Consider the following 13,493-nt stretch of genomic DNA (forward strand, 5'->3'; position numbering starts at 1 on the left):
GATGTATACCGCAAGGCACTTCGGTCGGCCCCCTCTCCCTCCGGGAGAGGGCTGGGGTGAGGGGCTGCTGTTAGACACAAACCTCAACTTCCCCGAGATGCCCGCCATACGGCCCAAAACTGCGCTCCACCATCCGCCGCGTTCCGTCCGCCTGCACAACCAACGCTGTACTCGCCCGCGTCCCGTAACTCTGGCTGGCAATAAACACGCTCGACAACAACGACTCCGTCGCCATGCCTACCCCGGTATCCGGCAACTCCGCCTCGGGTGCGGTCTGCGCATCGCTCAGCAAGGCCAGCAAGCGCTCAGGCTGCGGATCGTCCAGCACCGCGCTCAACGCCGCCCTGGCCTTGAGCAGTTTCGGCCACGGCGTATCCAGCCCCGCGTTGGATAACCCATAAACTCCAGGCTGCAACATCACCGGCTCTGACGCTCGTGCATTGAAATGCCACAACTCATGGGCATTGCCCAGCAGCAGATTGAACCCGGCATATTCGGCGGCGCGAGCCACCACATCGCTCAAATAATCATCAATCGACAGATCGCCAGCAAGAAACCGCGCCACCAGCTCGCCCCGGGATTTGGTCGCGGGCGGCTGTTGCGGATCGCGAATATTGGTCAGTGCGGCGAAGCGCCCGTTGGCGCCGATCCCTAGCCAGGTGCCGCCGGCCTCAAGATCGCGCCCGGCATGCACCTGTGACGCCTCGGGCCACGGCGCCAATGGCAGGCTGGGGCGGGCGTAGAACTCGTCGCGGTTGGCCGCGACGACCAGCGGCTGGGCATGGCCCGGGCGCCAGGCGAAAACAATCAGGCACATAAGGTGGTCCTTGTGTGTTTTTTGCCCACTCTACGCATCCGGCGTCCGTGCATCCATCGCCAGTGGAGCAGAAGGCTGCGCATCCGTTAACATGCCGCTCCTGTTTTGCCGATGCGTGCTGGAGACGGTCATGGAATTTCTGCTCTACCTGGCGCTCGGTGCCTGTGCGGGCGTGCTCGCCGGGCTGTTTGGCGTTGGCGGCGGGATCATCATCGTCCCGGTGCTGGTGTTCAGCTTCACTTTGCAGGGCTTCGATCAGTCGATTCTTACGCACCTGGCGGTGGGCACGTCGCTGGCGACGATCATATTCACCTCGGTCAACGCCGTGCGTGAACATCACCGTCGCGGCGCGGTGCGCTGGGCGATTTTTCGCTGGATGACCGTGGGCATTCTGCTCGGCGCCGGTTTCGGTGCGCTGACCGCCGAAGCCATCTCCGGGCCGAACCTGCAAAAGATCATCGGCGTATTTGCCCTGGTGATCGCCGTGCAACTGGCGCTGGACGTCAAACCCAAGGCCAGCCGAACGGTACCGGGCAAACTCGGTCTGACCGCTGCCGGTACGGTGATTGGCTGGGCCTCGGCGATTTTCGGTATTGGCGGCGGCTCGCTGACCGTGCCGTTTCTGACCTGGCGCAGCGTGCCGATGCAGCAGGCCGTGGCGACCTCGTCGGCCTGTGGCCTGCCGATTGCCTTGGCCAGCGCGTTAAGTTTCATGATTCTGGGGTGGCACGATCCGTTGTTGCCGGCCCATAGTCTCGGTTTTGTGTATTTGCCGGCATTGTTGGGCATCGCCCTGACCAGCATGGTCTTCGCCCGGCTCGGCGCGCGTCTGGCACACAGGTTGTCGCCGCGCTTGCTGAAAAGGCTGTTCGCCGCTTTGCTGTTCTGCGTGGGTTTGAGCTTTCTGCTCTGATCGCGTGGCAATCCTGGCTTAATCCTGAGGTGGCAGCGTCACCCGGGAATTTTGCTTTCAACTCTAACAAGGAGTCGCAATGCTGCCTTACCCGCAGATCGACCCGGTGGCCCTGGCCATCGGTCCGCTGAAAATCCACTGGTACGGTCTGATGTACCTGATCGGCATCGGCGGCGCGTGGCTGTTGGCGTCGCGCCGGCTCAACCGCTTCGACCCGACCTGGACCAAGGAGAAACTCTCCGATCTGGTGTTCTGGCTATCGATGGGCGTGATTGTTGGCGGCCGTCTGGGTTACGTGCTGTTCTATGATCTGAGCGCGTACCTGGCCAACCCGACGCTGATTTTCGAAGTGTGGAAGGGCGGCATGTCGTTCCACGGCGGATTCATCGGCGTGATGCTCGCGGCCTTGTGGTTCGGCAAGCGCAATGGCAAGTCGTTCTTCCAGCTGATGGACTTCGTCGCGCCGATGGTGCCGATCGGCCTGGGCGCCGGGCGCATCGGCAACTTCATCAACGCCGAGTTGTGGGGTAAGGCCACCGACGTGCCGTGGGCGATGGTGTTCCCGCCGTTCAGCGATCCGGCGCAGTTGCCGCGCCACCCGTCGCAGCTGTATCAGTTCGCCCTCGAAGGCGTGGCGCTGTTCCTGATCCTGTGGATCTTCTCGCGCAAACCGCGTCCGACCATGGCGGTCTCCGGCATGTTCGCGCTGTTCTACGGCATCTTCCGTTTCATCGTCGAGTTCGTCCGCGTCCCGGATGCTCAGCTCGGCTACTTGGCGTGGAACTGGCTGACCATGGGCCAGGTGCTCTGCGTGCCGATGATTGTCGGCGGGCTGTTGCTGATCTGGCTGGCCTATCGTCGCGCCCCGGCAGCGCCGCTCGCGCCGACGGCTTAAACTACGAACCCCGGCGCGCGACGCCGGGGCTCCAAGGACACAGGTAACTCATGAAGCAATATCTCGAACTGGTCTCGCACGTCATTCAGAACGGCACCAAACAGGCCAACCGCACCGGTATCAACACCATCAGTTTCCCGGGAGCGATGCTGCGTTTCGATCTGCAGGAAGGCTTCCCGGCGATCACCACGCGCAAAATGGCCTTCAAATCGGCCATCGGCGAGATGTGCGGGTTTCTCCGTGGCGTGAACAACGCCGCTGAATTCCGCGCGCTGGGCTGCAAGGTCTGGGACCAGAACGCCAACGAAAACGCGCAGTGGCTGGCCAACCCGTTCCGTCAGGGCGACGACGACCTCGGTGAAATCTACGGCGTGCAATGGCGCAAGTGGCCGGCGTACAAGCAGATCCCGCTGAGCAATACCGCCGCCATCGAACAAACCCTGAGCAACGGCTACAAGCAGATCGCCCAGGGCGAAGAAGACGGCCAGGCCTACGTCGTGCTGTACAAGGCGATCGATCAGGTGCGCCAGTGCGTCGACACGATCATCAACGATCCGGGCAGCCGCCGCATCCTGTTCCACGGCTGGAACGTCGCCCAGCTCGATGAAATGGCCCTGCCGCCATGCCATCTGCTGTACCAGTTCCACCCGAATGTCGAGACCAAAGAGATCTCGCTGACCCTGTACATCCGCTCCAATGATCTGGGCCTGGGCACGCCGTTCAACCTCACCGAAGGCGCCGCACTGCTGAGCCTGATCGGTCGCCTGACCGGTTACACGCCGCGCTGGTTCACCTATTTCATCGGCGATGCGCACGTCTACGAAAACCACCTGGACATGCTCAACGAACAGCTCAAGCGCGAGCCGTTTGCCATGCCGAAACTGAAAATCTCCGACCGCGTGCCGGAGTTTGCCAAGACTGGTGTATATCAGCCGGAGTGGCTGGAGCTGGTGGAACCGAGCGATTTCTCGCTGGAAGGCTACGAGCACCATCCGCCGATGACCGCGCCGATGGCGGTCTAAACCACACCGCAATATCCCTGTGGGAGCGAGCCTGCTCGCGAAGAGGGCGTGTCAGTCACAGATGTATCGACTGATACACCGCTTTCGCGAGCAGGCTCGCTCCCACATTTGTTTTTGCGGTGTGCTTAGTGGCCGTGGCTACGGCCGACGTGGGAATGCTCAACCTCCGTCGCAACAACCCCGCCACTCACTTCCAGCCGCTGCAAGATCCCGCATTGATCCGCCTCCGGCCCTTCGCCACAGCGTTGGCGCAGGTCGAGCAGTTGTGTCTGCAAGGCCAGCAAGCCATCAATCCGCGCCTTCACATGCTGAATATGTTCGTCGATCAGCGCATTGACGCTCTCGCACTGATCCTGCGGGCTGTCGCGCAGGGCGAGCAGGCTGCGGATTTCTTCGAGGGTCATGTCGAGGGTGCGGCAGTTGCGGATGAAGGTCAGGCGCTCGGCGTGGGCCTGGGTGTAGACGCGGTAGTTGCCGTCGCTGCGCGCCGGTTCCGGCAGGAGGTTTTCGCGCTCGTAGTAGCGGATGGTTTCAACCGCACAGTCGGTGAGTTTCGCCAGTTCGCCGATCTTCATGACCGCCATCTCCAAAAGGGTGCTTGACCCTATAGTGGCTACAGGGTCTTTACTTGGCAACAGGCACCTTCATGGACGCGACCAATGAGCGATTCCCTGCACACCCACAAGCCCGGCGACGGTCACGATCACAGTCATAAATTGCAGCCCGTGCATAAACATGCGCATGGCGGCGATTCCTGCTGCTCGTCAAAAGCCGCCGCACCTGCGCGGGTGCAACTGAGCGAAAAGACCAGCGCCGACGCGCGCCTGAGCAGCTTCCGCATCGAGGCGATGGACTGCCCGACCGAGCAGACGCTGATCCAGAACAAACTCGGCAAACTCGCTGGTGTGCAGCAGCTGGAATTCAATCTGATCAACCGCGTGCTTGGCGTGACCCACAATCTGCCGGGCACCGAGCCGATTACTGAGGCGATCAAGTCCCTCGGCATGCACGCCGAGCCGCTCGAGGCGGGTGTCGACGCGCCGGCACCGGCAGCGGTAAAAAAACACTGGTGGCCATTGGCGCTGTCCGGCTTGACCGCGCTGGGCGCCGAAGTCATTCATTTCACCAGCGCCGCGCCGGACTGGGTGGTGGCAGTCGTTGCGCTGGTGTCGATCCTCAGCGGCGGCCTCGGCACTTATAAAAAGGGCTGGATCGCCCTGAAGAACCGCAACCTCAACATCAATGCGCTGATGAGCATCGCCGTAACCGGCGCGATCCTCATCGGCCAGTGGCCGGAAGCGGCGATGGTGATGTTCCTCTTCACCGTCGCCGAGCTGATTGAGGCACGCTCGCTGGATCGTGCACGCAATGCGATCAGCGGCTTGATGCAGATGACCCCCGAGCAAGCCACGGTCTTGCAGGCCGACGGCAACTGGCGCGAACAAGAGGTGAAAAGCGTCGAACTGGGCGCCCGCGTGCGGGTGAAACCCGGCGAGCGCATCGCGCTGGACGGCGCGGTGGTCAGCGGCAGCTCGACCATCGACCAGGCGCCGATCACCGGCGAAAGCCTGCCGGTGGAAAAAACCGTCGGTGACAAAGTCTTCGCTGGCACCATCAATCAGGCCGGTTCGCTGGAATATACGGTGACCGCTGCGGCGAACAATTCGACCTTGGCGCGGATCATTCACGCCGTCGAACAGGCCCAGGGCGCGCGGGCGCCGACGCAGCGTTTCGTTGACCAATTCTCGAAAATCTACACCCCGGCGGTATTCGTCTTCGCCTTGGCCGTGGCGATCATCCCGCCGTTGTTCATGGGCGCGGCGTGGTTCGACTGGATCTACCGCGCGCTGGTGTTGCTGGTGGTTGCCTGCCCGTGCGCACTGGTGATTTCCACTCCGGTGACCATCGTCAGCGGCCTCGCGGCGGCGGCGCGCAAGGGTATTCTGGTCAAGGGCGGCGTGTATCTGGAGGGCGGCTTCAAGCTTGATTATCTGGCGCTGGACAAGACCGGCACGATCACCCACGGCAAACCGGTGCAGACCGATTACCTGTCACTCGACCCGACGGCCGATGCCAGCGCACCGGCAATCGCCGCCGCGCTGGCCGGGCGCTCCGATCACCCGGTGTCGCTGGCGATTGCCAACGCCGCTGTGGATAAAAACCTCGCCGCGCTGACTGTGGATAACTTCGCCGCGCTGGGCGGGCGGGGCGTCAAAGGCGACATCAACGGCCAGACTTATCACTTGGGCAACCATCGTCTGGTCGAAGAGCTTGGCCTGTGCTCACCGCAGCTGGAAGAGAAGCTGTTCGCCCTGGAAAAGCAGGGCAAATCCGTGGTGTTGCTGCTCGACAAATCAGGCCCGCTGGCGCTGTTCGCCGTGGCCGACACGGTCAAGGAAACCAGCCGCGAAGCGATTCGTCAGTTGCATGAACTCGGCGTGAAAACCCTGATGCTGACCGGCGACAACGTCCACACCGCGCAAGCGATTGCCGCCCAGGTCGGCATCGACGAGGCGCGCGGCGATTTGCTGCCGACCGACAAGCTGCAAGCCATTGAAGATCTGTACAAGCAGGGCCACCGGGTCGGTATGGTCGGCGATGGCATCAACGACGCGCCGGCACTGGCCCGCGCCGAGATCGGGTTCGCCATGGCCGCCGCCGGCACCGACACCGCGATCGAAACCGCCGATGTCGCCCTGATGGACGACGATCTGCGCAAGATCCCCGCGTTCATCAGCCTGTCGCGCAACACCGCGAGCATCCTGAAACAGAACATCGCACTGGCGCTGGTGATCAAGGCGATCTTTCTTGCGGTAACCTTTGCCGGGCTCGCCACCATGTGGATGGCGGTGTTTGCCGATATGGGTGTGAGCCTGCTGGTGGTGTTCAACGGTTTGCGCCTGCTGCGCAAATAAACGTGAGGGATGGTTGTGCTGAGTGCCGAGCTGAAAGCGTTTTACATGGTCGCCCGCCTGGGCAGCATTACGCTGGCGGCGAAAAAACTCGGCCTCAGCCAACCGACCGTGACCACGCAAATCCGCAATCTGGAGAGTCAGTATTCGGTGGAACTGTTCTACCGTGGCGGGCGCCGCTTAAGCGTCAGTGACGAAGGCGCGCGCTTGCTGCCGATGGTCAAGACCCTGTTGCAGCAAGAGGCGGACATCGAGTTTTTCCTGCGCAACAGCGGTCAGGTGCAGGGCACGCTGCGCATTGCCGCGACGGCGCCGTATTACATCCTCGATCTGGTGAAGACCTTCCGCGAGCGTTTGCCGCAGGTGGAAGTGTCGGTGGAAATCGGCAACTCGCAGCAGGTCCTGGAAGCGCTGGAGGATTACCGCGTGGATGTCGCGGCGTCGTCACAGCTGCTCGACGATGCGCGGTTGATTCGCCGGGTACTCGGCACCGATCCGCTGGTGCTGGCGGTGCATCGCAATCATCCGTTGGCCGCGCAGGAACATGTGACGCTGAACGCGCTGGCCGGGCATACGTTGTTGATGCGCGAGCCGGGTTCGACCACGCGGCGGTTGACCGAAGAGTTGCTGGCCAGCGCCGGAGTGAGCTTCGGGCCACTGTTGGAAATCGGCAGCCGCGAGTCGATCCGCGAAGCGGTGCTGCGCAATATCGGCATCAGCATCATCGCCCGCCAGGAAGTGCCGCATGATCCGCAATTGCGCGTGCTGACCATCGAGAATGCGCCGCAGATTCCGGAGTATCTGTATTGCCTCAAAGAGCGCAAGGGTGCGCGGTTGCCGGCGGCGTTCCTCGGCTTGGCACAAGAGATGTCTCCGGCATGAGACCTTCAATGTCTGAGAAGGCCTCTTCGCGAGCAGGCTCGCTCCCACATTGGATTTGGGTTGTGAACACGATCCCCTGTGGGAGCGAGCCTGCTCGCGAAGGCGTCAGCCCAGGCAAAACACAATCTGAACCAAAATCCCCGAATACCACTATCAGCCGTTTTTGCCTCGCTGCCACATGACGGACGCATTACAACTCTAGGATTGGCCTCATCCGTTTGATGAGGCCTGTCCATGAATCCTGCCATCGCAACTGCCCTGACCCACCCCGGCGCGCCAATGAAAGTGCGCGGCGTGCACAAGCGTTTCGGTGCGTTCACTGCGCTGGATAACGTCTCCCTTGATGTCGCCGCCGGCGAACTGGTGTGCCTGCTCGGTCCATCGGGCTGTGGCAAGACCACGTTGCTGCGCTGCATTGCCGGGCTGGAGCAGCAGGACAGCGGCGAGCTGTTTCTGGGCGATCGCGATGTCTCGCACCTCGCCCCGCAAGCGCGGGATTACGGGATTCTGTTCCAGTCCTACGCGCTGTTCCCGAATCTGACGGTCGAGGCGAACATTGCCTACGGCCTCGCCGGCAGCGGTCGCGATGAAGTGCGCCGGCGTGTCGGTCAGATGCTGGAACTGGTCGGCCTCACTGGCAGTGAGAAAAAATACCCCGGCCAACTGTCCGGCGGTCAGCAACAGCGGGTCGCGCTGGCTCGCGCATTGGCGCCGGCACCGTCGCTGTTATTGCTTGATGAACCGATGTCGGCCCTCGACGCGCGGGTGCGTGAGCATCTGTGCACTGAGCTGCGTCAGCTGCAACGCAACCTCGGCATCACCACGCTGATGGTCACGCACAATCAGGACGAAGCGATGTTGATGGCCGATCGCATCGCCGTGATGAACAACGGCCGCGTCGAGCAGTACGCCACCCCACAGGAAATCTACAACCGTCCGGCCACGCCGTTCGTGGCCGAGTTTGTCGGCCAGGGCAACTGGCTACCGTTTCAGCGCAGCAGCGACAGTCACGCCAAGGTTGGCGGGATGAATCTGCGCCTGGCCGAGGGCAGCGTACACGGCGCTTCGGGTCGACTGTTCTGCCGCCCGGAGGCGATCAACGTTAATCCGCTGGTGCACGAAGAGAACCTGTTCCCGGCCAGGGTTCGCGAAATCACTTTCCTCGGCAACCGCTGCCGGATGAGCTTCGAACTCGATCAACTGCCGGGCCATGCGCTGCTCGCCGAGCTCGCGCCAGAAGCCATGCCGCGCCTCGGCGCCCAGCAGATCATGGTCGCCTTGCCGCCGCGCAGTTTGCAGGTGTTCGCCTGATGAACAGCAACCTCGCGCTGCCGCTACCGCACAAGCAGGTGCGACAGTCCTCGAAAGCCGAGATCGGCGATCGCCTGTTCGTGGTCGGCGGCAAAGTCGTTCTGCTGGTGTTGCTCGGCCTCGCGGTGCTGCTGCCGTTGTTGGCGATCTTCTGGCGCGGCTTCAGCAATGACGCCGGGCAGGGCGGTGGCTGGCTCGCGGCGAAAGAGTTGGTGACCAGTGCCAATTTCCATTGGTTGCTCGGCAACAGCCTGAAAGTGTCCCTCAGCGTTGCGGCCATTGTCGTACCGCTGGCCTACCTGTTTGCCTACGCGCTGCAACGCACGCTGATTCCGGGCAAAGGCATCTGGCGCGGGATCTCCCTGCTGCCGCTGATGGCGCCGTCGATGCTGCCGGGGATTGCGCTGGTCTATCTGTTCGGCAATCAGGGCATGCTGCGTGGGTTGCTCTCGGACAATATCTACGGGTTCTGGGGCATTGTGCTGGGCGAGGTGATCTACACCTTTCCCCATGCGCTGATGATTTTGCTCTCGGCATTGTCGCTGGCCGATGCGCGGCTTTTCGATGCCGCATCGAGCATGGGCGCCAGTCCGGCCAAGGCGTTTCGCAGCATCACCTGGCCGGCGACCCGCCAGGCGGTATTCGCTGCGTTCTGTCTGGTGTTCACCCTGACCATTACCGATTTTGGTGTGCCGGTGGTGGTCGGTGGCGACTATCAAGTGCTGGCGCTGGAAGCCTACAAAGCCGTGGTCGGCCAGCAGCAATTCGGTCGCGGCGCGTTGATCGGCATGGTGCTGTTGCTGCCGGCGCTGTTCAGCTTTGGTGTCGATGCCTGGCTGCGTCGGCGTCACGGCGACTCCATGAGCGGGCGCGCGCAGGTGTTCAAACCGCTGCCGTCCAGGCTGCGCGACGGCTGCTATCTGGCGATCGTTTTGCTGATCAGTGCGGCGTTGATCCTGGTGTTCGGCATGGCGGTGTTTTCGTCGCTGGTGAAGTTCTGGCCGTACAACCTGTCGCTGTCGCTCAACCACTATCAGTTCAACGAGACCGCCGGCGGTGGCTGGCTCGCCTACGGCAACAGTCTGAAGATGGCGCTGGGCACCGCGCTGATCGGCAGCGTGCTGATTTTCACTGGCGCCTATCTGATGGAGAAAACCCGCACCCAGCGTGGGCTCAACCTGGCTTTGCGCATGCTCAGCTTCGTGCCGATGGCGGTGCCGGGGCTGGTGCTGGGCCTGGGCTACGTCTTCTTCTTCAACCTCCGCGGCAATCCGCTGCACGTGCTGTACGGGACGATGACGCTGCTGATCGTCTGCACCATTGCGCACTATCTGACCACCGCACAAATGACCGCGACCACCGCGCTGCGCCAGCTCGACGCCGAGTTCGAAGCCGCCGCGCTGTCGTTGAAGGCGCCGCTTTACCGGCATTACCTGCGCGTCACCGTGCCGATCTGCCTGCCGGCGCTGCTGGACATCGTGCGCTACCTGTTCGTCTCGGCAATGACCACGGTTTCCGCTGCGATCTTCCTTTACAGCCCCGACACCATCCTCGCTGCGGTGGCGGTGCTGAACATGGACGATGCCGGCAACGTGGGCGGCGCGGCGGCGATGTCGACCCTGATTCTGTTCACCTCGGCCGGCGTGTCGCTGCTGCTGGCGTGGGCTTCGCGCGGCCTGTTGCGCCGCTCCCAGGCCTGGCGGCAAACCGCGCCCGGCCACTGATTGCAAACCCGATCAACTCATCTACAGGAAACGCTCATGTTCAAGCCTATGGCCCTGGCCGCTGCTGTGCTCGCGACTTTCAGCCTGAATGCCTTCGCGGCAAAAACCGAGTTGACGGTGTACACCGCCCTCGAAGCCGAACAACTGAAGTCCTACAAGGAGGCCTTTGAGAAGGCCAACCCGGACGTCGAGATCAAATGGGTGCGCGATTCCACCGGGATCATCACCGCCAAACTGCTCGCCGAAAAGGCTCGTCCGCAGGCCGACGCGGTATGGGGCCTCGCCGCGTCGAGCCTGGCGATTCTCGATCAGCAAGGCATGCTGCAAAGCTATGCACCGAAGGATCTCGGCAAGATCGGCGCGAACTACCGCGACGCCGCCAACCCGCCAGCCTGGGTCGGCATGGACGTCTGGGCCGCGACCATTTGCTTCAATACCGTCGAGGCTGAGAAGCAGGGTCTGAGCAAACCGATCAGTTGGCAGGACCTGACCAAGCCTGAGTACAAGGGCAAGATCGTCATGCCCAATCCGGCGTCGTCCGGCACCGGTTTCCTCGACGTCAGCGCCTGGCTGCAGACCTTCGGCGAGAAGCAGGGCTGGGCGTATATGGACGGCCTGCACCAGAACATCGGCCAGTACGTTCACTCCGGTTCCAAGCCGTGCAAACTGGCGGCGGCGGGGGAGTTTCCGATCGGGATTTCCTTTGAATATCCAGCCGTACAGCTGAAACGCCAGGGCGCGCCACTGGACATCATCCTGCCGAAGGAAGGTCTGGGCTGGGAGATCGAAGCGACGGCGGTGATCAAAGGCACGCCGCATGAAGAGGCAGCGAAGAAACTGGCGGACTTCTCTGCCAGCGCCGAGGCGATGGATCTGTACAAGGAGAACTTCGCTGTTCTTGCGCAGCCGGGGATTGCCAAGCCGCAGACCGAATTGCCAGCCGACTATGAGCAGCGCCTGATCAAGAACGACTTTGCCTGGGCCTCGAAGAATCGCGACGAGATCCTGGCTGAATGGCGCAAGCGGTATGACGGCAAGTCCGAGAAAGTTGTCGCCAAGTAAGATCTTTATCGACTGACAAGGCCCCTTCGCGAGCAGGCTCGCTCCCACAGTTGCAATGCTGTCCCCTGTGGGAGCGAGCCTGCTCGCGAAAGCGGTTTCTCATTCAGAGCACCTCTACATGACACAACCCAAAGACCTGCTCATCATCGGCGCTGGCATCCTCGGTCTGTCCCACGCCTATGCCGCTGCCAAACGCGGCCTGAAAGTCGCGGTATTCGAACGCACCGCCACGCCCCTCGGCGCTTCGGTGCGCAACTTCGGCCAGGCGCTGGTGACCGGTCAGCCGCCCGGCATCATGCTCGAACTGGCCAAGGCCAGCCGCGAGATCTGGGGCGACTGGGCGCAACTTGCCGGCCTGCAGATCAAACGCAACGGCTCATACCTGTTCGCCCGTAACGAGGCCGAAGAACACCTGCTCGAAGTCTTCTGCGCCGGCCGCGCGATCGAGCACGGCTACAACGTCGAGCTGCTGCGCGGCGCGGCGTTGCGTGATCTCTACGGCGGCCAGTTCAGCCATCACCGTGCTGTGTTGCACGGTATCGATGATCAGCAGTTGTATTCGCGCGAAGCGATTCCGGCGCTGATCGATTATTTGCGCCGCGATCTGGGCGTCGAGTTTCACTTTTCCACACTGGTGCGCGGTGTCGAGCCGGGGCATCTGCACAGCACCGCCGGCAGTTTTACCGGCAAGCAGATCATCGTCTGCTCCGGCCACGATTATCAGACCCTGCTGGCCGAGCCGATTGCCGCGCTCAATCCGCAGATCTGTCGTTTGCAAATGCTGCGGGCCAGACCAAGCATCGAGTTGAACCTGCAACACGCCGTGCTCACCGGCCTGAGCTGCGTACACTACGGCGCTTTCGCCGATCTGCCGGAAGCCGCAGCGGTGCAGGCGCAGATTCTCCGTGAACAACCGCACCTGCACGCCAACGGCATTCACCTGCTGATCAGCCCGACGCCGTATGGCGAACTGATTATTGGCGATTCGCATCATTACGGCAGCGATGCGTCACCGTTCAACGCCGAACAGGTCGACAACTGGATGCTCGAACTCGCCGAGCAGACGCTGGGCTGCCAGGTGCAAGTGGTCGAACGCTGGCAGGGCGTCTATGGTTCTCGGGGGCCGGGGCCGTTTTCTTTCCTGCGTCCGGCACCGGGCCTGAGCGTGGCGCTGATGCACACCGGCGTCGGCATGAGCGTCGGCCCGGCGCTGGCCGAACGCAATATCGCGCAATTACTGGAGGAGGCATGAATCACGAACAGGTGATCGCCCGGGTGTTCGGCCTGTATGAGCGCTTCGGCGCCAGCGATTACATCGGCGAACCAGTGTCGCAGCTCGAGCACATGTCCCAGGCCGCAGAACTGGCCATGGCTGAAGGCTGTGACGATGAAGTGGTGCTGGCGGCGTTCTTTCATGACATCGGCCATTTGTGTGCCGAGGGCGCGGAAAACATGGGCGGTTATGGCGTGGTCAGCCATGAACGGCTCGGTGCGGATTATCTGCGTGAGGCAGGTTTCAGTGAACGGCTGGCGCGACTGGTGGAATATCACGTCCAGGCTAAACGCTATCTGACCTTGCGCGAGCCGGGGTATTACGCGCGGTTGAGTGAGGCGAGTCGCAGGACGCTGGAATATCAGGGCGGGGTGATGAGCGCGGCTGAGGCGGAGGCGTTCGAGGCTGATCCATTGTGTGCGCTGAGTCTGCGCATGCGGTGTTGGGATGAGTTGGCGAAGGAGGTTGCGGTGCCGCTGGTGGATCTGAGTGTGTTAAAGCGCAAGGCTGAGAAATTGTTGTCGGCTGAGTGATTGCAGCCCTCACCCCAGCCCTCTCCCGGAGGGAGAGGGAGCTGATCTCCATGCTTTTCAAACCTGAGTTCGACTGGATATCTCAGGTCGGTGTATGACCCAAGAGCAACACAGTCGGCCCCCTCTCCCTCCGGGAGAGGGCTGGGGTG

At 62.3% G+C, this 13,493-nt stretch carries 12 protein-coding genes; 10 read left to right on the forward strand and 2 right to left on the reverse strand.

All coding sequences use genetic code 11. The annotated features are described in order from the left end of the window. Positions 1 to 70: 70 nt before the first annotated feature. Entirely contained in the window at positions 71 to 817 is a 747-nt protein-coding gene (locus tag ASG55_RS10640; protein WP_056786269.1) for an NRDE family protein, read from the reverse strand. A 130-nt stretch (positions 818 to 947) separates the two neighbouring features. On the opposite strand from ASG55_RS10640, the gene ASG55_RS10645 reads away from it, so the two are divergent. The 3 genes from ASG55_RS10645 (at position 948) to ASG55_RS10655 (ending at position 3,647) form a co-directional block, all read left to right on the forward strand. Further along, on the forward strand, positions 948 to 1,730 hold the full coding sequence (locus ASG55_RS10645) for a sulfite exporter TauE/SafE family protein (RefSeq protein ID WP_041476853.1): 783 nt from the start codon (positions 948 to 950) through the stop codon (positions 1,728 to 1,730). Between the two features lie 79 nt (positions 1,731 to 1,809). Further along, positions 1,810 to 2,625: a prolipoprotein diacylglyceryl transferase gene (gene lgt, locus ASG55_RS10650; protein ID WP_016772683.1), complete on the forward strand. Its 816-nt coding sequence runs from the start codon at positions 1,810 to 1,812 to the stop codon at positions 2,623 to 2,625. 50 nt (positions 2,626 to 2,675) lie between these two features. After that, positions 2,676 to 3,647, forward strand: a complete 972-nt coding sequence (locus ASG55_RS10655; protein WP_056786272.1) for a thymidylate synthase — start codon at positions 2,676 to 2,678, stop codon at positions 3,645 to 3,647. Positions 3,648 to 3,772: 125 nt separating this feature from the next. Here ASG55_RS10655 and cadR read toward each other — a convergent pair whose 3' ends face one another. Next, positions 3,773 to 4,222: a Cd(II)/Pb(II)-responsive transcriptional regulator gene (gene cadR, locus ASG55_RS10660; protein ID WP_016772685.1), complete on the reverse strand. Its 450-nt coding sequence runs from the start codon at positions 4,220 to 4,222 to the stop codon at positions 3,773 to 3,775. An 84-nt stretch (positions 4,223 to 4,306) separates the two neighbouring features. On the opposite strand from cadR, the gene ASG55_RS10665 reads away from it, so the two are divergent. The 7 genes from ASG55_RS10665 to ASG55_RS10695 all read left to right on the forward strand — a co-directional run bounded on the left by ASG55_RS10665 (position 4,307) and on the right by ASG55_RS10695 (position 13,344). Beyond that, the gene (locus ASG55_RS10665; protein ID WP_056786275.1) at positions 4,307 to 6,562 is read left to right on the forward strand and encodes a heavy metal translocating P-type ATPase; all 2,256 of its coding nucleotides are present in this window, start codon (positions 4,307 to 4,309) and stop codon (positions 6,560 to 6,562) included. Positions 6,563 to 6,577: 15 nt separating this feature from the next. Further along, positions 6,578 to 7,441 (forward strand): LysR family transcriptional regulator, encoded by an 864-nt coding sequence (locus ASG55_RS10670; protein ID WP_038861192.1) that lies wholly within the window; start codon positions 6,578 to 6,580, stop codon positions 7,439 to 7,441. 234 nt (positions 7,442 to 7,675) lie between these two features. Then, a complete protein-coding gene (locus ASG55_RS10675; protein ID WP_056786277.1) occupies positions 7,676 to 8,752 on the forward strand; it encodes a putative 2-aminoethylphosphonate ABC transporter ATP-binding protein in 1,077 nt (358 codons plus the stop codon). Beyond that, positions 8,752 to 10,476 (forward strand): putative 2-aminoethylphosphonate ABC transporter permease subunit, encoded by a 1,725-nt coding sequence (locus ASG55_RS10680; protein WP_056786280.1) that lies wholly within the window; start codon positions 8,752 to 8,754, stop codon positions 10,474 to 10,476. Before ASG55_RS10675 ends, ASG55_RS10680 begins: the two co-directional genes overlap by 1 nt. 36 nt (positions 10,477 to 10,512) lie before the next feature. Further along, positions 10,513 to 11,538: a putative 2-aminoethylphosphonate ABC transporter substrate-binding protein gene (locus ASG55_RS10685; protein ID WP_056786284.1), complete on the forward strand. Its 1,026-nt coding sequence runs from the start codon at positions 10,513 to 10,515 to the stop codon at positions 11,536 to 11,538. Positions 11,539 to 11,656: 118 nt separating this feature from the next. After that, positions 11,657 to 12,790, forward strand: coding sequence for a TIGR03364 family FAD-dependent oxidoreductase (locus tag ASG55_RS10690; protein ID WP_056786287.1), 1,134 nt, complete (start codon positions 11,657 to 11,659; stop codon positions 12,788 to 12,790). Further along, positions 12,787 to 13,344: a phosphonate degradation HD-domain oxygenase gene (locus tag ASG55_RS10695; protein WP_056786288.1), complete on the forward strand. Its 558-nt coding sequence runs from the start codon at positions 12,787 to 12,789 to the stop codon at positions 13,342 to 13,344. The genes ASG55_RS10690 and ASG55_RS10695 overlap by 4 nt, the downstream gene beginning before the upstream one ends. Positions 13,345 to 13,493: the final 149 nt, after the last annotated feature.

The organism is Pseudomonas sp. Leaf434, from assembly GCF_001425545.1.
GTDB lineage: Bacteria > Pseudomonadota > Gammaproteobacteria > Pseudomonadales > Pseudomonadaceae > Aquipseudomonas > Aquipseudomonas siliginis.